This window comes from Sphaerisporangium sp. NPDC049002 (assembly GCF_040649355.1).
Classification (GTDB): Bacteria; Actinomycetota; Actinomycetes; order Streptosporangiales; family Streptosporangiaceae; genus Sphaerisporangium.
Genome location: NZ_JBEZFH010000078.1, coordinates 1 through 18432, shown reverse-complemented (window position 1 = coordinate 18432; position 18432 = coordinate 1). Strand labels below are relative to the sequence as shown.

The 18432-nt window shown below is 72.4% G+C and carries 16 protein-coding genes and 1 pseudogene; 8 read left to right on the top strand and 9 right to left on the bottom strand.

Going from position 1 to position 18432, the window contains the following annotated elements; all coding sequences use genetic code 11:
- Positions 1–78 precede the first annotated feature (78 nt).
- Positions 79–705, bottom strand: coding sequence for a glycoside hydrolase family 25 protein (locus AB0B89_RS17570; protein ID WP_358553492.1), 627 nt, complete (start codon positions 703–705; stop codon positions 79–81).
- 134 nt (positions 706–839) lie between these two features.
- Here AB0B89_RS17570 and AB0B89_RS17565 point away from each other — a divergent pair, with 134 nt between their 5' ends.
- The 4 genes from AB0B89_RS17565 to AB0B89_RS17550 all read left to right on the top strand — a co-directional run bounded on the left by AB0B89_RS17565 (position 840) and on the right by AB0B89_RS17550 (position 4120).
- Positions 840–2462: a bis-aminopropyl spermidine synthase family protein gene (locus AB0B89_RS17565; RefSeq protein ID WP_358553490.1), complete on the top strand. Its 1623-nt coding sequence runs from the start codon at positions 840–842 to the stop codon at positions 2460–2462.
- A 38-nt stretch (positions 2463–2500) separates the two neighbouring features.
- Positions 2501–2767 (top strand): DUF1876 domain-containing protein, encoded by a 267-nt coding sequence (locus AB0B89_RS17560; RefSeq protein WP_358553488.1) that lies wholly within the window; start codon positions 2501–2503, stop codon positions 2765–2767.
- 156 nt (positions 2768–2923) lie between these two features.
- Positions 2924–3346 (top strand): Hsp20/alpha crystallin family protein, encoded by a 423-nt coding sequence (locus tag AB0B89_RS17555; RefSeq protein WP_358553486.1) that lies wholly within the window; start codon positions 2924–2926, stop codon positions 3344–3346.
- Between the two features lie 132 nt (positions 3347–3478).
- Positions 3479–4120, top strand: coding sequence for a response regulator transcription factor (locus AB0B89_RS17550; protein ID WP_358553484.1), 642 nt, complete (start codon positions 3479–3481; stop codon positions 4118–4120).
- A gap of 99 nt (positions 4121–4219) precedes the next feature.
- On the opposite strand, the gene AB0B89_RS17545 is transcribed toward AB0B89_RS17550, so the two are convergent.
- From AB0B89_RS17545 to AB0B89_RS17515, 7 genes are all read right to left on the bottom strand, one after another.
- Complete coding sequence (locus AB0B89_RS17545) at positions 4220–5920, bottom strand: GAF domain-containing protein (RefSeq protein WP_358553482.1); 1701 nt, start codon at positions 5918–5920, stop codon at positions 4220–4222.
- A 234-nt stretch (positions 5921–6154) separates the two neighbouring features.
- Positions 6155–7048: a universal stress protein gene (locus AB0B89_RS17540; RefSeq protein WP_358553480.1), complete on the bottom strand. Its 894-nt coding sequence runs from the start codon at positions 7046–7048 to the stop codon at positions 6155–6157.
- Between the two features lie 118 nt (positions 7049–7166).
- Positions 7167–7829, bottom strand: a complete 663-nt coding sequence (locus AB0B89_RS17535) for a CBS domain-containing protein (protein WP_358553478.1) — start codon at positions 7827–7829, stop codon at positions 7167–7169.
- 199 nt (positions 7830–8028) lie between these two features.
- On the bottom strand, positions 8029–9204 hold the full coding sequence (locus tag AB0B89_RS17530; RefSeq protein ID WP_358553476.1) for a zinc-dependent alcohol dehydrogenase: 1176 nt from the start codon (positions 9202–9204) through the stop codon (positions 8029–8031).
- The gene (locus AB0B89_RS17525; RefSeq protein WP_358553474.1) at positions 9201–9674 is read right to left on the bottom strand and encodes a hypothetical protein; all 474 of its coding nucleotides are present in this window, start codon (positions 9672–9674) and stop codon (positions 9201–9203) included. Before AB0B89_RS17525 ends, AB0B89_RS17530 begins: the two co-directional genes overlap by 4 nt.
- 120 nt (positions 9675–9794) lie before the next feature.
- Positions 9795–10892: a hypothetical protein gene (locus tag AB0B89_RS17520; RefSeq protein ID WP_358553472.1), complete on the bottom strand. Its 1098-nt coding sequence runs from the start codon at positions 10890–10892 to the stop codon at positions 9795–9797.
- 95 nt (positions 10893–10987) lie between these two features.
- Positions 10988–13663, bottom strand: a complete 2676-nt coding sequence (locus AB0B89_RS17515; protein ID WP_358553470.1) for a CHAT domain-containing protein — start codon at positions 13661–13663, stop codon at positions 10988–10990.
- A gap of 120 nt (positions 13664–13783) precedes the next feature.
- On the opposite strand from AB0B89_RS17515, the gene AB0B89_RS17510 reads away from it, so the two are divergent.
- The 3 genes from AB0B89_RS17510 (at position 13784) to AB0B89_RS17500 (ending at position 16432) form a co-directional block, all read left to right on the top strand.
- A complete protein-coding gene (locus AB0B89_RS17510; protein WP_358553468.1) occupies positions 13784–15304 on the top strand; it encodes a S8/S53 family peptidase in 1521 nt (506 codons plus the stop codon).
- Between the two features lie 91 nt (positions 15305–15395).
- Positions 15396–15968, top strand: a complete 573-nt coding sequence (locus tag AB0B89_RS17505) for a sigma-70 family RNA polymerase sigma factor (RefSeq protein ID WP_358553466.1) — start codon at positions 15396–15398, stop codon at positions 15966–15968.
- Complete coding sequence (locus AB0B89_RS17500; protein ID WP_358553464.1) at positions 15965–16432, top strand: hypothetical protein; 468 nt, start codon at positions 15965–15967, stop codon at positions 16430–16432. The genes AB0B89_RS17505 and AB0B89_RS17500 overlap by 4 nt, the downstream gene beginning before the upstream one ends.
- Positions 16433–17364: 932 nt before the next feature.
- Here the strand turns inward: AB0B89_RS17500 and AB0B89_RS17495 are convergent.
- Positions 17365–17697, bottom strand: coding sequence for an Lsr2 family protein (locus tag AB0B89_RS17495; protein ID WP_358553462.1), 333 nt, complete (start codon positions 17695–17697; stop codon positions 17365–17367).
- A gap of 478 nt (positions 17698–18175) precedes the next feature.
- Here AB0B89_RS17495 and AB0B89_RS17490 point away from each other — a divergent pair.
- Positions 18176–18432, top strand: a pseudogene (locus AB0B89_RS17490) (NAD(+)/NADH kinase); the annotation flags it as partial.

Sequence of the window (18432 nt, the reverse complement as noted above, 5' to 3'; positions counted from 1 at the left end):
CCAAGAAAAGTCGTGGACGTGATTTCGCTTTTATCGTGCCCGATGCTACCGGGAACCGCCCCCGTTTATCGCCGTCGCCTACGCCTTGCTCTCGCGCTTGTGGGGCTGGAAGCCGAGCGCGGTGAGCTGGGCGCGGGTGCCCCGGAAGACGTTGCGGTCGATCGGCCCATGGGCGTACTGGTGGATGGTCCACCTGTTCCAGGGCGGCGGCACCACGGGGTGCCCCTTCGGGTGGCTCGGGGCGGCGATCCACAGCGGGTAGTCGTCCAGCCCCTGACAGTAGCCCTTCTTGGCGAACGACAGGAAGGTGTAGATGAGGGGCCTGACGCCGGTGAGCCGGGTCATCACGTGGCACCAGCGCCGGGCGAACGCGGCGACCTCCTCGGGCGGCAGGTGGCCCGAGTGCTCCAGGTCGAGGGCGACCAGGTCGCCGCGCCTCAGGCCGCCCGCCTCGTCGACCACGTTGAGGAAGTGGCGCACCTGGTCGTCGGGATCGCCCTTCGGGTGCCCGAAGTGGTAGGCCCCGCAGACCAGCCAGTTCTCGCGCATCCCCGTCCAGTTGCGGGCGAACCACTTGTCGGTGAACGCCGTTCCCTCGCTCGCCTTCGCGAAGCCGAAGTCGACGCCGCCGCCGGCGTACTCCGACCAGTCGACGGCGCCCTGCCAGTTGGACACATCTATGCCGTGCAGCATGACGCTTCGCACACTCCCCGTGACCTCGCCCCGGGGGATTGTAGTCAGCGGACCGCCCGCGCGGCCCTCCGGACACGCCCGGCCGGCCCAGGTGGCACGCGCACCGCGCGGACGGGGACCGGCTCGCCCTTCACTAGGGTTGCGGCATGGAACCCGAGGGACTGAACAGGCTGCTGGACGAGGCCGGGGTGGACGCCGGACGGTTCCGCGCGGCCCTCGCGCTGATGTGCGACGGCGGCTGGTGGACCCTGGCCGACCTGGTCAGGCGCACGGCGACGTCGCGGCGCGGCATCGAGACGCTCCTGCGCGAGGCGGGCCCGCAGCGGTCGGGCGAGCGGTTCCGGCTGACGCCCGAGCAGGCGCGCGCGTACCGCGACCTGCTCGGCGAGGGCTTCGGCGTCCCGGTCGATCCGGTGGCCCACCTGCTCGCCGGGCACGCGGACGTGGTCGAGCGCATGGAGAAGCTGATCGCGGGAGCTCCGCGCGCCCGGCACGTGCTCGACCACGTGGCGGCGACGCCCGAGACCGTCGTGCGCAGGGCGCTGCTGCTCGGCGCCCGGTTCTGGCTGCCCGGCTCGCGGCTGCTCTGCGTGGGCGACCACGACCTGACCTCGCTGGCGGTCGCGATGATCCACCCGGGCGTCCAGGTCACCGTGGTCGACCTCGACGATCGCATCCTGGCCTACATCGACGCGCAGGCCGAGAGCCTCGGCCTCGACGTGCGCACCCGCTGGGCCGACCTGCGCCTCTGCCTGCCCCCGTCGGCCCGCGGCCAGGCCGACCTCGCGATCACCGACCCGCCCTACACCCCCGAGGGGGTCGGGCTGTTCGTCGCCAGGGCCGTGGAGGGGCTGCGCGATCCGGATCAGGGCCGGATCCTGCTGGCGTACGGGGCGAGCGAGCGCACCCCCATGCTCGCGCTGAAGGTACAGGGCGCCCTGCACGACCTCAACCTCGCCGTAGAGGCGATGTATCCGGATTTCAACCGCTACTTCGGCGCGGAGGCCATCGGCTCGGCCGCCGACCTCTACGTCCTGCGCCCCACCACCAAGACGCGCCCGGCCGTCGCCGCGCGGGTCGAGCGCTTCGGCACCGCCATCTACACCCAGGGGCCCCAGTCGGTGGAGTCGCGCCCGGCCGGTCCGCCTCCCGGGCAGGGCCCGGAGCCGGTCCCCGGCCCCGGCGAGGAACCGGACTACGCGTGGGAGGTCCTGGTGGGCGACTGGCCGAAGGAGGCGTACCCCGGGGTGCCGAGGGCCCGGCTGTCCACATGGCTGGCCAAGCCGTACGCCTCCTCGCCCGCGCGGGTGGCGGTGGCCGTGCCGGCCGGCCTCACGGCTGCGCTCCCCCGCCTGCTGCTCGCGACCCGCGCCACCCATGTACGGGTTCACCTCGCCGAGCCGCCGACCGGCTTCGGGGAGCTCTGCGGGCCGATCCTCCCGCTGTACGACATCACCCACACGGGCCGGGTGATCGACGCCGTACGGCTGCCGCCCCCGTCGGGCGAGACGGACCGCCTGCTGCGGGGCATCCTCGACAACGCGCACGGCAAGCTGGCCAACACCTGGCGCGAGGGCCTCATCAGGGCGCACGGGCACCTCACCAAGAGACAGGCGCGCGCGGTCGTCTCCGAGACCGCCCCCTGGGCCGACGAGGTCACCCTGTTGGAGCTTTCCGGTCACCGCGTTCGCGACCTGCGGGAGGCGGTGGCCGCGTCACTGCGCCTGGCCGCCTCCACCGGCCCGGCGGCGGGCGGCCCGGCCGGGTGAGAGATGGTTGAGGGAGGAAACCGGCAGGAGGTGCCGTCATGCAGGCCAAGCAGTGGACCGTGGAGATCTACATCACCGAGGACGACAACGACGATCGCACCATCGCCAGAGCCGTCCTGATCACCCGTGGAGGCCGGAGGCACGAGAGCGTCGGATACGCCCGGCGCAACCCCGTCGACCGGCCCGTACCGGAGATCGGGGACGAGCTGGCGGCCGGGCGCGCGCTCGCCGATCTGGCCGACAAGCTGACCGGCGACGCGGCCGAGGACGTCGCCCAGCTCGCCGGCCGCTCCAGGCGCGGCTGACGCGCCGAGAACGCCGGGCGCTCCGGGCGCGGCCGGCTCGGGGCGCCGGGCGCGAGGGCGAATGTCCCCGGCATTCGGGACCTAGGACCCCTGCACCCGGGGACCCGCCCAGGCATCAGATGGAGGTGAAGCGCCAGACGAGCCAGGGAGGTCACCATGGCCATGCCAACCCGCCGGGAGTCCAGGGGACTGGTGCCGGATCTGCTGGACTGGCTGGAGGCGCCCTTCACCGGCGCCCGGCCGTACGCAGGGACCCAGATGGTCCGTTTCGAGGACACCGTCAAGGACGGCCACTACGTCGTCCGGGCCGAGGTGCCCGGCATCGACCCCGAGAACGACGTGGAGGTCATCGTCTCCAACGGAGTCCTGACCATCCACGGCGAGCGCAAGGAGGAGCGGTCAGAGCCGCACCGCACCGAGTTCAGGTACGGCGAGTTCAGCCGCTCGATCCCGCTGCCGCCGAACGCCGACGAGAAGGACGTCAGGGCCGTCTACCACGACGGGATCCTCGAAGTGGACATCCCGCTCGCGGAGGAGAGGCAGGAGACCCAGCGCGTACCGATCGAGAAGCAGGGCTAGACGCCTCTCCACACCGGGCCCGCCAAGGACGCGGGCCCGGGTGAGGCCGTGCCGCAGGCGGAGACGGACGACACGTGCGGGAGGGGACCTTGGTCCCTTCCGGGGAGGCGGGCGGGCGGTTACCGTCCGACTATGATTCGCGTGTTCCTCCTCGACGACCATGAGGTGGTGCGGCGTGGCGTGGCCGCCCTGCTGTCGTCCGAGGACGACATAGAGATCGTCGGCGAGGCGGGCACGGCCCAGCAGGCCATGGCCCGTATCCCCGCGCTCAAACCGGATGTCGCCGTGCTCGACGTGCGGTTGCCGGACGGGAACGGGGTTGACGTCTGCCGCGAGGTCCGTTCGAGGACGCCGGGGCTCTCGTGCCTCATGCTGACGTCCTTCGCCGACGACGACGCCCTGTTCGACGCGGTCATGGCCGGAGCGGCCGGTTACGTGCTCAAGCAGATCCACGGCTCCGACCTGGTCGGGGCGGTGCGCACGGTGGCCGGGGGCGAGTCGCTGCTCGACCCCAAGACCACCGCGTCGATGCTGCGGCGCCTGCGCGACCAGGCGAGCAGGAACGACCCGCTGGCCGCGCTCACCGGCCAGGAGCGGCACATCCTTGAGCTGATCGGCGAGGGCATGACCAACCGGCAGATCGGCGAGCGCCTCTTCCTGGCCGAGAAGACGGTCAAGAACTACGTCTCGAACCTTCTCGCCAAGCTCGACATGCAGCGCCGTACCCAGGCGGCGGCCCTCGCGGCCCAGCTCAAGGCCGAGAGGCGCGGCTGACAGGCGCGCGGCTCACGGGCCGTGACTGACAAGGCCACGGCTGACAGGCCCAGACCGACACGCCGTGACTCACGGGCCTCGGCTGACAGGGACGGGCTTCTAGTCGAGGGGGACGCGCCAGACGACGCGGGTGCCGCCTTCTTCGGCGCTCTCCGCGGCGAAGGTGCCGCCGAACCGGGTGGCGCGGTCGCAGAGGTTGCGCAGACCGCTGCGGCGCCCGCCCGGTGCCAGGCCCACGCCGTCGTCCTCGACCTGGAGCGTCAGCCAGCCGCCCGCTGCCTCCACGGCGACGTCGGCCCGGGAGGCGCGGGCGTGCCGTACGACGTTGGACAGAGCCTCGCGCAGGACGGCCAGCAGGTGCTCGGCCAGCTGCGGCGGCACCTTGTTGTCGACGGGGCCCTCCATGCGCAGGCCGGGCATGAAACCGAGGTGCCCCCGGGCGCCCTCGACCAGCGCGACGATCTGCCCGCGAAAGCTGGGCGCCTCCGCGTCGGGAGGCGTCTGGAGAGCGAAGATGGTCGAACGGATCTGCCTGATCGTGCCGTCGAGCTCGTCGACGGCGTGCTTGAGGCGCGAGGACGCCTCCGGCTTGTCGACCAGGCGGACCGCGCTCATCAGCGTCATGGCGACCGCGAAGAGCCGCTGGATGACCACGTCGTGCAGGTCCTTGGCGATGCGGTCGCGGTCTTCCAGCAGGCCGAGCCGCTCGGCGTCCTCGCGCGCCTCGGCGAGCTCCAGCGCGATGGAGGCCTGCCCGGCGAAGGAGTGCAGCATGCGCACGTGGGACTGGCTGAACGGGATGCGGCCCGAGCGCTTGCCCAGCGACAGCACCCCGCGCACGGCGCCCGGCGCTCCGAGGGGCACCGCCACGGCGGGCCCGACCTCCAGGTCGCCGGAGATCACCGCGGGGATCTCGGACGCGGCGAGGTCGGTGACCACGACGGGCTCCCCGCGGGTGAACGCCCGCCCGGAAAGCGAGTCGCCGACCACCACCTCCACCGCCGTGACCTCACCGGCCGCCACCCCGTCGGCGATCATCACGCGGAGCTTCTCGCCGTCGGCCGACGGAAGGAGCACCACCGCGACGTCGGCGTCGGCCATCTCGCGCGCCCGCCTGGCCATCAGCGTCAGCACCTCGTGGGAGTCGGCCCCGGACAGCAGGCTTGTGGTCACCTCGGAGGACGCCTGGAGCCACACCTCGCGCCGCCGCGTCTCCTCGTACATCCTGGCGTTCTCGATGGCGACGCCGGCCGCCGTGGCCAGGGCCATGACGATGGCCTCGTCCTCCTCCTCGAAGTCGCCGCCGCCGCGCTTCTCGGTCAGGTAGAGGTTGCCGAAGACCTCCTCGCGCACGCGGATCGGCACGCCGAGGAACGAGCCCATCGGCGGATGGCCGGGCGGGAAGCCGTACGACTCGGGATGCTCGGCGATGTGGTGCAGCCGCAGCGGGCGCGGTTCCTTGATCAGCAGCCCCAGGAGCCCGAGCCCGTGGGGCCAGTGCTCGATGCGGGCGATCTCCTCCTCGGAGAGCCCCACGGGGACGAACTGCACGAGGGTGTTCCCCTCGCCGATCAGGCCGACGGCGCCGTAGGTGGCGTCCACGAGGGTGGTGGCGGTCTCCACGATGCGGCGCAACACCGTCTCAAGATCGAGGTCGCTGCCCACCGAGACGACCGCGTCGAGCAGGGCGTGGACCCTGTCGCGTGTCGCCAGCACGGTTTCCAGCCTGACCTGCAGTTCCGACAGCAGTTCGTCGAGCCGCATGTGCGGCATCAGCGAGCGCGGTTGGACGTCCGCCATAAAGGAAGTCTCCCACACGACACCCCACCCGAATCCGCACGAATGGCCAGGTCACGACATTTACGCAAAGATCGGGTGCCGCTTGACCAGCCCCGTGCCGCCCCACCACCCGCCCATGCCCCGCGCCGCCACCGGACCCCGCCACCGGCCCGGCCGGATCCAAGCGGACGGCGACCGGCGAGGGCTCAGCGTGCGTGGCGGACGGGCGCTCGACGTGCGGTGGCGGACGAGGGCTCAGTGTGCGGTGGCGGACGGGCGCTCGGCATGCGGGCGGCGCGGACGTACGATCGCGACCGGGCAGCGCGCGTGGCGCAGGACGCCGTGGGCGACCGAGCCCGTGAAGACGTGGCCGAACGTGCCGTGCGCCCGGGAGCCGACCACGACGAGATCGGCCTCGCGCGAGGCGTCGGACAGCGCGTGAACCGCGTGCCCGCGCACGGCGGAGCCGGTCATCCGCACGTTGGGATACCGTTCCTGCCAGGGGTGCAGGCGGCGCCGGACCTCGCGCGACTCCTCCTCGGCCGCCTCCCGCACGCCTCCCGCGTAGGCGGTGGCGTCCGGCGCGAACGGCGGCGCCGACCAGGCGTACAGGACGTGGACCGGTGCTCCCCGCAGCCTGGCCCGCTGGAGCGCGTACTCCAGGGCGGCCCCGGACTCCTCCGACCCGTCGAACCCGACGACGATCTCGCCGTCGCGCGTGGGCGCGGAGCGGCGCACCACGATCACCGGACCCTCGGCGTGCCCGGTGACCGACCGGCCGACCGAGCCGAGCACCAGTCCCGCGAGGCCGCCGGGCCCCGTGCCGCCGAGGACGAGCTCGTCTGCGTACTCGGACTCGGTGGTGAGCCTCTCGGACACGGCCCCGGTGACCAGCGCGGAACTCACCTCGACGCCCGGCGAGTGGTCGTGTACCCAGTCGACGGCCGCCTCCAGCGCGCCCGTCCAGTACGCCGGAAGCGAGCTCTGCGAGCGGGGCGCCGCCTTGAACGGGAAGTCGTACGACCACGGCTCCCAGACGTGCACGATCCTCAGCCGCGCCCCCCTTCGCATCGCGTCGTCGGCCGCCCACTCCACCGCCGCAGCGGCCGAGGGGGAACCGTCGATCCCCACGACGATCTGTCCGGCCATCGCGCATCCCCTCCTCGACGAGCTGGGCTCGGGCCCGCCTGGACGGGTCCGCGTCCTGCCTCCACCTTCACACGAGACAGGGACGCACCGGTCCCGGGGGCGTGCGAAGGGGTGACGATCAGAGGTACAGCGGCGGCACGGTGACGAGGTCGTCGGCCTCGTAGCCCATCTGGTCGTCCACCTCGATGACGCCGTCGATCGCCTGCACCCCCTGGACGGCCCGCGCGATCTGCGAGCGCCGCGGCACCGTCCCCCGCAGCGACACCAGGCCGTGGTCGACCCTGACCGACAGGGTGTCGGGGTCGACGGAGGCGCGCCAGAGGGCGTCGTCGACGTCGGCGCGCACGTCCGAGGACGGACGCAGGAAGACCTTGAGCAGGTCGGACTGGTGGACGGTACCGACGATCTTGCCGGTGGCGTCGATCACGGGGAGCTGCCTGATCCGGTGGTCGTGCATGATCTGGGCCGCTTCCCTGACCGGTGTCCTCTCGGTCACGGTGATCGCGGGGGTCGTCATGACCTGCGCGGCCGTGCTCCCTGCGGCCTTGGCGTGCTCCTTGCGCAGCCGGTGGCCCTCGAACACCCCCGCCCGCGGCGCGTCGATCTCCTTCAGCAGCAGGTCGTGCGCGGACACCACGCCCACGGGCCGCCGGTCGGGGTCGAGGACCGCCACGGCGCCGACCTTGAAGCGGCGCATCGTCTCGACGAGGTCGGCGAACGACGTGTTCAGCTGGACCGCGATGGCCACCTTGCCCATGACGTCCCCGACATTCATGATCATGGCCGCCTCCCTGACTACCGCCCTGGTTCGAGCATCCCGCTCGTCCCCTCGGCCCTGTCAGCGGCGAAGGTCCCACACGGCGGGGACCTTGGACTCCGCCGGTCCCTTAGGCTCCACGACCCTCACACGGTCAGGCCCGCTCACGCGAGGTGAGCGGGCCCGACCCGTGCGGCCGTCCGCCCGCGATCCGCGAGCGTGGCTACGCCCACGGGCGGAAGACCGCGCGCACGCACCCGTCCCTCTTGTTCTTGAACATGTCGTAACCCCTCGGCGCGTCGTCGAGCGTCATGGTGTGCGTAGCGAGGTGGGCCGCCCTCAGCTCGTTCTTGGACATCAGGTCCAGCAGCTTCGGGATGTAGCGCTGCCCGTGCTGCTGCGCCCCCCGGAACGTCAGCCCCTTGTTCATCAGGGCGCCGAGCGGGAACTTGTCGACCATCCCGGCGAAGACGCCGAGGACGAACACCGACCCGCCCGTGCGGCAGGCGTGGATGGCCTCCCGCACCGCGATGGGGCGGTCCTGTTCGAGCCGGAGCCGCTGCTTGGCCCTGTCGTAGACCTTCTGCGGGCCCGCGCCGTCGGCCTCCAGGCCGACCGCCTCGATGCACACGTCCGGACCCCTGCCGCCGGTGCGCTCGCGCAGTTCGGCGACGACGTCCGTGCGGGTGTAGTCGATGGTCTCGGCCCCGATGTGGCGCTCGGCCATCGTGAGGCGTTCGGGGTAGCGGTCGATGGCGATGACCCGGTCGGCGCCGTGGAGGATCGCGGCCCGCGCCGCCATCTGTCCCACGCCTCCGCAGCCCCACACCGCGACCACGTCACCCGGGCGCACCCCTCCGAGATCGGCGCCCATCCACCCAGTGGGCGCCGCGTCCGAGGCGAACAGGGCGTTCAGGTCGTCGACCCCGTCGGGCACGGAGAACGCGCCGTAGTCGATGAACGGGACGCGCGCGTACTCGGCGTGGCTCCCCTTGAAGCCGCCCATGGCGTGGGAGTAGCCGAAGATCCCGGCCGTCGAGCCGCCCCACATCATGTCGGTGATGCCCGGCTTGGGGTTGCTGTTCTCGCACAGCGACCACATGTCGTGCTGGCAGTGCCAGCACCGCCCGCAGCCGATGATCGAGCAGACCACCACCCGGTCGCCCACCTTGTGCCTGCGGACCTCCGAGCCGACCTCGACGACCTCGCCGAGGAACTCGTGGCCGATGACGTCCCCCGCGCGCATAGCCGGGATGTAGCCACCGAGAAGGTGCAGGTCGGAGCCACAGGTGGTGGTCAGCCGCACCTTGACGATCGCGTCTTGGGCGTTAAGGATCCGAGGGTCGGGCACGCGCTCCACCGACAGATCGTCGATGCCCTGCCAGGTGAGTGCCTTCACAGCGGTCCCTCCCCGCCCGCGCGCTGCGCGGCGAGATCCACAAGCCTTCCGGTGGGCATGGGCCGCGTCGTCGGCGGCTCGTCCGGCAGCAGCACCTCCCCGGTCTCGATCAGGCACTTGGACTCCCGCAGAGCCCTCCGTACCGCCTGGCGCGGGTCCTCCCCGGCGAGGCGCGCCATGACCTCGTCGACGCCTGTGGGCACCGGCCTGATCGGCCGCGCGCCGAGCTCGGTGCCGCGGTCGCCGGGCGCCTCGCGGACCTGTACCTCGATCGTCTCGCCCAGGCGCGCCAGCGGCTCGGGCAACCGCCCGTCCGGCACCACCTCCTCGGGCCGGCGGTTGATGGTGACCATCAGCCACCGGCTCGCCTCCCGCTGGGCCCTGACCTTGGTCTGGCGCGACGTGAGCCACCGCATCACGCCCAGGCCTACGCCCCCGAGCATCATCGCGCCCAAGACAGCACGTTTCATGCCCCTCTCCCCCTTGATGGACAACTGATGGGATGGCTACCCATCCCCGCCCACGGCTCCCTCCAATTGGGGGCACTTGAGGAGGAGTTGACGGGGGGCTGACCGGAGCGGCCCCCCGGCTCACCAGTACATGATCGCCGTCTGGCCCGACCCCCTCGCGGAGTACAGCCGCACGCGCACGAGGTAGCGGCGGCCCTTGACCAGGTGCGCGGTGACGGAGGAGTTGTGCGGCCTGCCGGAGTCGTCGTCGGCCGCCACGAAGCGCGGCTCCCCGTCGATCTCCTCGAACAGCCCGAGCACGGTGTCGCTCTGGCCGAACGTCGCCACCGTGTAGTCCCGGGTGCCCTCGGGCACGATCAGGTAGTCGGCCTGCTCCGCGGACGACAGGCCCAGCGGGACGGACGTGAACGGGGACAGCCGCGCCGGCCCCGCCGGTCCCATCGGCGGGTACCACTGGCGGGCGAACTCCGCGTCGAGCACCGAGATCGTGCCCGGAGGGAACACCCCGCGGCGGTACTGCTCGGGTTCGAGGATGAGCCCCGGCCCGAAGGTGTACTCCATGATCGACGTCGCGTCCCAGATGGACCCGGTCACCTCCGACTGGTCCAGCTTGCGGATCACGTTGTTGAAGGTCTTCTCCCGCGACCAGTTGTTCGGAGGCGCCCCGAAGTCGCGGTACACCGCCTCCTCGTCCCAGACGATGCCGGCGAACGGGCTCTGGTGCTCGTGCGGCATGCCGATGACATGGCCGATCTCGTGCAGCGCCGTGGTGTGCCCGTAGGACGTGGTGAGCGGCCAGCCGTAGTTGACGGTGCGGGCGTCGGTCCCGATGCTCAGCGCGTCGCGCCCGAGATAGGCCCAGGATCCGTCGCCCTCCATGAAGCCGATGCGCACCTCGGCCTCCGCGCGGTCGTCCACCTCGGCGAACTCCAGCCCGATGCCGAGGTCCTTCCAGACCTGGAAGCTCTCGCGGACGACGTCCTGCTGGTCCTTGCCGCCGACCCAGGACACGAAGCCGGACGTGCCGTCGCCGGTGGTCACGGTGGAGCCGTCGGTCTCGCGGTCGAAGAAGTAGTAGTGCAGCACCGTGCCGTTCAGCCACTTCAGCCGGCCGAGGATGAGGGCTTCGAGCCGGGTGCCGGCGAGCCCGGCCGCGTGTACGGGCGTGGATTGCGGGGGCAGAGAGCAGTATTCGCGGCGCTCGCTGTCTGTGGTCATAGGACGCCTCCTGTCCGGTGTCCACACCAGGCTGGGGAGACGGGCGGCGCCCGCGCATGAGTCACCCCCTACCTAAGTCGGCACGGGCGGGCCGCTCAGGCGGCGCCGATGGCGGTGAACGACCACCCCGTGGCCTGGTGCAGGGGGTCGGGGGGCAGCGCTCGCCTGGCCTCGCGAAGGGCCTCGGCCATGCCCAACCCGGCGCGCAGCCCCTCGTGCAGGGAGAGCATCAGCGGCACCGCCGCCTGGTCGCTGACCGGGACCAGGCTCGCCACGATGCCGGCGGTGCCGAGCGGCAGCAGCGCCGCCGCCAGGCCGAGCAGTTCGTCGGCCCCCACCGGCTCCATCACCCCGGAGTCGCAGCTGGGCAGGACGATGCGGTACGGGGCGCGGTTGAGCCTCTCGACGTCGTGGACGGTGAGCTCGCCATCGTCCATGCGGAGCGAGGAGAACATAGGACTGTCCGCCCGGAATGTCCCGTGCGCGGCGATGTGCGCGAGCAGGCTGCCGTCGATGGCCTTCAGTACGGCCGGGGCCGTGGCGGTGCCGCCCTCCAGGAGGGTGGCCTCGCCGTACCGCGCCGCCAGGGACGGCACCTCCGCGCCGAAGGTCGCCGAACCAGGTCCGCGTACGAGCACGACGCCCGCGCCCGCCGGGGGCGGCACCCCGGCGGCCCGCAGCCACGCGCCCGCGGACGGCGAGACGCCGAGCACCCGGTCGCGCAGCGCCGGCAGCGCCGCCCAGGGCACCCCGTGCAGCCGTCCCGGGGGCACCATCACCAGCGGGCCCCGCCCGAGATGGCCGAGAGCCGGGCCGAGCAGCATGTCCTGCAGGCGGCGCGCGCCCGTCTCCAGCAGGTGGAGCCGCTCCGCCGCCCTCTCGTCCGCCCGCCGGGCCGCCGTCCCGCCGTCCCTCCGCGCCGTCCGCTCGTACGCGAGCCGCCGCAGCGCCGCGCGGAGGTGGTCGATCTCGGCGGCCGCGTCGGCGGTACGGCCCGCCTGGAACCTGCGGACCTTGCCGCCGCCGCAGACGAGCACGTGGACGTCGCCTCCGACGTCGACGATCTCGATCAGGCGGCGGTCGCCGAGACGGTCCAGCAGGGCCCCCGCGTCGAAGGGACGGCCGTTGATCGTCCCCTCCCTGCGCGCCCGGAGGGTCCGCGCGCGGATGGCGCGTTCGAGGCGGCGCCGCTCGCGCTCCAGGGCGGGGGCCGGCGTGCCCGCCGACCGGGCGGCCTCCGCGCGGCTGGTGATCTCGCGGAAGGCGCTCGTCTCGCGGAGCAGCTCGTGGTCGTCCGGCGGGCGGGTGGGCGGCACCGCCAGCGCGGTGGCACGCCAGCGCTCGCTCCAGACCAGCAGGCCCCGGGCGTTGCCCGGCCGCAGGCTCACGCGCTGGGCGAGCGCCGCGAGCTCGGCTCCCTGCGCGGTCGCGCGGGCCCGCAGCTCCGACGCGCCGAGGGCCAGCCGGTGCTCGTCCAGCACGTCGAGTCCCCTGCGGCAGGCGTGGAGCACTCCCCTGCGGCCACCTCCCGCGGCCATCGCGCGCAGCGCCTCGGCCAGCCACCCGTCGACCCTGGCGAGCGCGGGGCCCCGGTGCCGGCCGCGCGCGGCGGCGGCCAGGTGCCGGTCGGCGTCCTCCGGCCAGCCCAGCGCGAGCGCCACCCGGCCCGCGAGCAGGGACGCCTGCACCGTGTCCGGGGAACCCAGCTCCGACAGGCGGGTGGCGACGGCGGCGATGTCCCGTACGAGCCGCCCGGAGACCCTGCCGGTGGCGACGCGCGAGCGGAACAGCACCAGGCGCGCGTGGGCCTCCCCCCATTCGCGCCGCTGGCTCGCGAACAGCCGCAGCGCCGCCCAGGCGCGCGCGACGGCGGTGTCGGGGTCGCCCGCGGCCATGGCGGCCCGGGCGGCGATCAGCAGGAGCTCGGCCTTCATGGTGCTCTGCCCGCGCGTCCGCTCCAGCAGGGCCGTCGCGCCGTCGGCCTCCTGGAGCGCCTCGTCGGCGAGCCCCGCGGCGAGCAGCACGTCGCACCGGTCGATGTTCAGGCCGAAGGCCGGAGTGCCGAGGGCCTCGAAGCGTCTGGCCGCCTCGTCGAAATAGCGCAGGGCGGTGGGCAGGTCGCCGGAGCGGAACGCCGCCGCGCCGCGGTTCCACACCGCCACGCTGCGGTCGTGGTCCTGGCGGGTGCGGTCCCAGAGCCGCTCGGCGGCGACGAAGTCCCGGTCGGCCTGCTCGGTGGACCCGAAGGCCAGGTGGACGAGCCCGCGCAGGGTGAGCGCCCGCGCGCTCCAGATCGTGTCCTCCGCGTCGCGCAGCACCGGGACGGCCCGGCGGAGGTCGTCGAGCGCCTCCCGGTGCCTCCCGAGCAGCCACAGGACCCGGCCCCTGCGGAACAGCACGCGGGCCGCCGTGAGGCCGTCCCCCCGCGCCACGCCCGCGTCCAGGGCGCGCAGTCCCTCGGCCGTGCGGCCCGTGTAGACGACCGCGACGCCGAGGGCCGCGAGCGCGTCGGCCTCCCGGTCGGCGGAGCCGCTGCGGCGGGCCAGTGAGCGTGCCCGCCGCAGGTGGCCGACCGCGAGGGTGAGATCGCCGAAGTCGCGCTCCCAGATGCCGATGACCTGGTGGGCGACGGAGGCGTCGTGGGGATCCGGGGCGCGGGACAGCAGGACGCGCGCTCCCGCGAGTGCCTCGGCCGGGCGCGCGAAGACCATCGGCAGCAGGTCGAGAGGATCCGCCGCCTTTCGAGGCTTCCGCGAGCTTCCCTCACCCACGGATCGATGTTAGACGTGGGGTTTCGGGGCGTCCACGCGGTTTCGATGTATCAGCCGGCCATCGACCGGCTCTTACTCGGTGACGAAGGCTGGATGACAACCCCGCGACAAGGAGCCGTGATGGCGTTCGACCGGTTCATGGAACAGCTCGGCCAGATCTCCAGGGCCATGGGAGTCCCTTTGGCGGCCGGCCCCGAGGAGGACCCGAGGTTCCTCTACGAATACGGCCACATCCTCGTGCCGGCGGCGGAGCTGTCCGAGGTCGTCCCGGTGGTCAACGCCGGCAGGCGGGTCCCGGTCACGCCGCCCCACGAGCGGGAGGCCAGGGCAGGCCTGCTGCGGATCCCGGTGACCGACCCGGATGACTCCGGCTCACGTGACGGCGGGGTGACCAGGGCGCTTGCGGCGATCAAGCTCGCGGAGGCGCGCAACGGCGGCCGGAAGATGGGGAGCCGCAACCACATCATCGCCATCACCACCGGAGGGGTGAACTCCTGCCCGTCGGACGAGCCCGCGTTCACGGAACGGGACTGGCATCCGGGGATCGCCCCGCCCTCCGCCGCCCCCGCCCGTCCCGTCTCGATCGTCGTGATCGACACGGGCCTGCTGGTGGACCACGACCTCCTCTATCCGTGGATGCGCCACGTCGTGCCGACCCCGGGCGAGCCTCTCAAGCGCGGGGGCCTGCCCGCGGGGGTCCGCCCGTCCGACCCCGTCGCCGATCCCGACCCGGTCGTGAAGGAGTACGTGGGGCACGGCACGTTCATCGCCGGGATCATCTCCGCGATCGCGCCGCGGGCCGCCGTCCGGGTCTCCGGCAAGCTGGTCCACGCCGGCGCCATCTCCGAGCAGGTCTTCGGAGAGGAGGTCCTGGACGCGGTCGGCTCCCGGTGGCCGGGGCTCGCCGACCTCGCGCCCGGCCTGGACGACGGTTCCCGGTGGCCGGACATCATCAGCCTGTCCGCCGGCACGTCCAACGAGGACGGCGAGCCGCTGCTGGGGCTCCAGAAGTTCATGAGCCGGCTGGCCGATCACCCGGAGACGCTCCTGGTGGCCGCCGCCGGCAACAACGGCAGCGACGCCCCCTTCTGGCCCGCCGCCTACACGCGGCTGCCCGAGTACCGCGAGGCGGTGCTGTCGGTCGGGGCACTGCGCGAGGACGGCCGGCACGGGGCCTGCTTCACCGACCACGGGGACTGGGTCCAGGTGTACGCCCCCGGGGAGCGGCTGGTCGGGGCGTTCCTCGGCACGCCGGAACGCCCGAGGAGGTACCGATACCAGCACTCGACCTACGGCTACTGCCGCTGGAGGCAGACCTCCGAGCACGACTTCGACTACGACTGCACCTGCGGGTTCCCCGCGCGTGCCGGGGAGCTCAGCACGTCCCTGGCCGAGGCGGCGACGCAGGATTTCACGGGAAGGGCCGAGTGGAGCGGGACGTCGTTCGCCACGCCCGCCGTCGCGGCCATGATCGCGAACTGCATGATGGAGAACCCCGGGCTCGGCTCCCGCGCGGCCGCGGTCAAGCTCCTCACGGGTCCCGCCCTGCGGACGGCCGAGGTCCGCGGCCGATCGGTCCCCGCCCTGTGGCCGCCGCTCTGGAACCCCAGGGAGGTGGTCCTCCACCCGCCCCGGCCCTGACCGGCATCGCGAACCGGCCCGGAAGCGCATCATGTCCCCCGAGGGCTTCGCGCATCGTACGATGATGATCCCCGCCCCAAGGGACGTCGCCGTGGACCGTGATTCGATCGGCAGCATCTTCCTGTCAGCGGCCGATGGTGACGCCGCCGCGTGGAAGGCGCTCGTCGAAGGGCTCGCGCCCCTGGTGTGGTCGGTCGTGCGCGCCCACGGGCTGTCGGACGCCGACGGCCACGAGGTGTTCCAGACCACCTGGCTCCGGCTCGCCCAGCACCTGCGGCGCATCCGCGAGCCCGAGAAGGTCGGGTCCTGGCTGGCGAGCACGGCGCGGCACGAGTGCCTGAAGGTGATCCAGGCCTCGCGCCGGGTCTCCCCCGTCGGCGATCCCGAGGTCTTCGACCGCGCCGCCGACCAGTGGACCCCGGAGGAGGCGCTGATCAGGTCGGAGGAGGCCGATGCCAGGGCCGACCAGGTGAGGCAGCTCTGGCAGGCCTTCGAGCAGCTCAGCGAGGCCTGCCGGCGTCTGCTGCGCGTCCTGATGGCCTCCCCGCGGCCGCACTACCACGAGGTCTCCGCCGCGCTCGGCATCCCGGTCGGCGGCATCGGCCCGACCCGGCAGCGCTGCCTGCGACGGCTGCGGACGCTGATGGAGCGAGGTGCCCCATGAACGGCTTCGACGACGGCGGGGACGAGGAGGACATGGGCCTTGAGGAGGCGCTGCGCCACGCGGCGGCGCTCTTCGACCCGGTGCCCTCCGATCTCGTCCAGACGGCCGTGGAGGCCTACACGCTGCGCACCATGGACGCCGAACTCGCCGCGCTGACCTTCGACTCGCTCGCGGAGCCCGCGCCCGTGCGCGGCGGCGACGAGCCCCGGCTCGCCACCTTCCACGCCCTCGGGGTCACGATCGACGTGGAGGTGACGGTCATGGGGACGACCGGCCGCGTCCTCGGCCAGGTGATCCCGGCCCGGCCGGGCGAGATCGAGGTACGCGGCCGCCGGCCCGCCACCGTGACGGTGACCGCCGACGCCATGGGCAGGTTCGTCTGCGAGCGGGTGCCCACGGGGCCGTTCAGCCTTCGCTGCCGCTTCGCGTCGGTCGTGATGGTCACGGAGTGGATCATCATCTGACGCGGGCCCGTTCGGCCGACGGGCACTTCTCCTATCGCTTATAGGAGTAAGAAAGTCACGACATACCGCCATACTCCGCTTACACAAGGTCACAAAAGGGGCGGGCGGATTCGGGCCACATCGAGGCGCACCGGCAAAACACTCGCCCCGGCATTGCCTTATCGTGTTCACATGTAACACCCAGGATTGGGCAGGGGACGGGCCCGGCGAAAGGCCGGCCGGGGCCACGCGGGCCGCACGGGGGTCCATGATTGTCCTGACCCGGCGAAATCACCCGGACATTCCATGCCTGTCACGGTCATTGGATTGAGAGGTCGCCGGGCGGGAGGCGCCCTTCGGCCCGAAGCCGCCGGACGGCCGGACGCGGCGGATCTCGGCGAGTTCGCACCGGAGGGGCAGAGATAATGGCGGAGGTTCGCCGGCACGTCAAGTGGCCGGTACCGGCGAGATTATTGTTCGGATTGGCACGGGCCGCCAACTCCCGGCATACCCGGCGCTCCGGCGTCCTGGGCGGGGAAGCTCTTGAGAAGCGGAGATCGGCCGCGTCTCGCAGGGGTTATGCGGGGAAAGGCGTCCCCGGTGGGGACGCGGCGCCGGGCCGGGGTTTTCCCGGGAACTTCACGGGCACGGCCGCCGTCGCGGCACACACACGAGCCGGTAAGGAATAGTGCTCATCCAGACAAATTCCCTGAAGTCAGCACTACCTCGCCCGAATGGCAGCCGCGGCACGCTCGCGCCCGGGAGGCGAGACCCCGCAGGCCAGGCGCGTGGGCCTGTGGACGGGAGGAACCGCTCTCGGGCCGCCTGAGCCACACGGGCGGCCATTGCCCGGTGCGAGCACGGCCGCCTCACAAAGGCGGTCCGCTAGAGAGATCCAGGCGGAGGATCACGTGCTCGTCGGGCGACTAATCCGGGCGCGACGGGTTAATCATTCACTGTGCCGCTTCGTACTGGGCCACGATGTGCGAGGCGATCCGGCCACGCTCGCTGACGTTCAGCCCGTGTGCCTTGGCCCAAGCCCGGATCTCCGAGCTTTTGTCGCGAGAGGGCCGCTGGGGGGCGCCCCGCTTGCGACCCCTGGCGGGGGTGCCCTCGGCGCGACGGGCGCTGGAGACGAAAGGCGAAAGAGCCTCGCGCAGATTGCTGGCGTTTTTGTCGTTCAGATCGATCTCGTAGCTGGTGCCGTCAATCGCGAAGACCACGGTCTCTTTTGCTTCGCCGCCATCCAGGTCGTCGATGAGAAGCGTCTGGATCTGTGTCGCCATCTCCCACTCCTTTCACAGAGCTTAGTTTGACACCTCAAGAATATACCCGGTTTCCGTCGCTTCCCACGCGGAGAACAGCGCGATGCATTGGCGGCCTCATCACGTAAGTCCGCCGATTCCGGCGAACCTCCCGTTTATCGGAGCGCGGAGCCGCCCGTCATCGGACGGGCGACCACTCATCGGACCCGAAACTGGTGCGGGCTCCGCATCAGCGCAGGGTGGAACATAGGGCCGACTACAGGTATTCAGGGTCAGGAAGGCGTTCCCGCGCCAGAAGGGGCAGGTGAATAGTGGATGAGTCACCTACAGCCCGGCGAGGCGCGGGGTCCCGGAGGCCCTTCCGCCGCCGTGGAGGCGGGCACGCCGTCACCGGCGTGTCGCCGCGTGCGGCCGGTCGCGTCCCTCACGCCCGTCCAGCCTGACGAACCGCCGCCCGCGGCCGTCCCCTCCGCCGCGGGGCGCCCGTACAGTTGCGCCCATGGGCATGGTCAAGACCGTAGGGCTGGTGCTGCACCCGCGGCGCGACTCCAAGCAGGCCATCGACACGATCGTCGAGTGGGCCCGGGACAGGGCCGTCACGGTGCTCGGCCTGCCCGAGGAGGTCGGCCGCATCGACTGCAGCGCCGTGCCGGTCGACGCCGCCACCCTGGTGGAGCGCGCCGACCTGCTGGTCAGCCTCGGAGGCGACGGCACGAGGCTGCGCACCATGCGGCTGGGCTGCGGCCGGTCCACCCC

Bases quoted from the DNA above. Each gene is read 5' to 3' on its own strand.
- AB0B89_RS17565 (WP_358553490.1), top strand. From the start codon at position 840: ATGGAACCCGAGGGACTGAACAGGCTGCTGGACGAGGCCGGGGTGGAC.
- AB0B89_RS17560 (WP_358553488.1), top strand. From the start codon at position 2,501: ATGCAGGCCAAGCAGTGGACCGTGGAGATCTACATCACCGAGGACGAC.
- AB0B89_RS17555 (WP_358553486.1), top strand. From the start codon at position 2,924: ATGGCCATGCCAACCCGCCGGGAGTCCAGGGGACTGGTGCCGGATCTG.
- AB0B89_RS17550 (WP_358553484.1), top strand. From the start codon at position 3,479: ATGATTCGCGTGTTCCTCCTCGACGACCATGAGGTGGTGCGGCGTGGC.
- AB0B89_RS17545 (WP_358553482.1), bottom strand. From the start codon at position 5,920: ATGGCGGACGTCCAACCGCGCTCGCTGATGCCGCACATGCGGCTCGAC.
- AB0B89_RS17540 (WP_358553480.1), bottom strand. From the start codon at position 7,048: ATGGCCGGACAGATCGTCGTGGGGATCGACGGTTCCCCCTCGGCCGCT.
- AB0B89_RS17535 (WP_358553478.1), bottom strand. From the start codon at position 7,829: ATGATCATGAATGTCGGGGACGTCATGGGCAAGGTGGCCATCGCGGTC.
- AB0B89_RS17525 (WP_358553474.1), bottom strand. From the start codon at position 9,674: ATGAAACGTGCTGTCTTGGGCGCGATGATGCTCGGGGGCGTAGGCCTG.
- AB0B89_RS17520 (WP_358553472.1), bottom strand. From the start codon at position 10,892: ATGACCACAGACAGCGAGCGCCGCGAATACTGCTCTCTGCCCCCGCAA.
- AB0B89_RS17510 (WP_358553468.1), top strand. From the start codon at position 13,784: ATGGCGTTCGACCGGTTCATGGAACAGCTCGGCCAGATCTCCAGGGCC.
- AB0B89_RS17500 (WP_358553464.1), top strand. From the start codon at position 15,965: ATGAACGGCTTCGACGACGGCGGGGACGAGGAGGACATGGGCCTTGAG.
- AB0B89_RS17495 (WP_358553462.1), bottom strand. From the start codon at position 17,697: ATGGCGACACAGATCCAGACGCTTCTCATCGACGACCTGGATGGCGGC.